The sequence below is a fragment of the Paenalicyclobacillus cellulosilyticus genome (assembly GCF_014647315.1).
GTDB classification, from domain to species: Bacteria; Bacillota; Bacilli; order Alicyclobacillales; family Alicyclobacillaceae; genus Alicyclobacillus_J; species Alicyclobacillus_J cellulosilyticus.
Genome location: NZ_BMOY01000152.1, coordinates 341 through 587, shown reverse-complemented (window position 1 = coordinate 587; position 247 = coordinate 341). Strand labels below are relative to the sequence as shown.

1 protein-coding gene is annotated in these 247 nt (G+C 40.1%); it reads left to right on the top strand.

All coding sequences use genetic code 11. The features are described 5' to 3' along the window. Positions 1-4: 4 nt before the first annotated feature. Complete coding sequence (locus IEX97_RS14065) at positions 5-160, top strand: hypothetical protein (RefSeq protein WP_444541811.1); 156 nt, start codon at positions 5-7, stop codon at positions 158-160. The last annotated feature ends 87 nt before the right edge of the window (positions 161-247 follow it).

Below are 247 nucleotides of genomic sequence, written 5' to 3'. Positions count from 1 at the left end.
AGGCATTGCGGGTCTATTTATCGAAGCGCACCCGAACCCAGATCAAGCACGTTGTGATGGCCCATCTGCACTGCCTCTAGACAAACTAGAGCCATTCTTGGCGCAAATGAAGTCACTAGATGACTTGATTAAGAGCTTTGAAAACATCGATATCAAGTAATGAATCGTTACTGTTCATGATGAAAAATAAAATAGCCAACCTAGAGTTGGCTATTTTTTTATCTGATAAACCGTAAATTCTCAAACT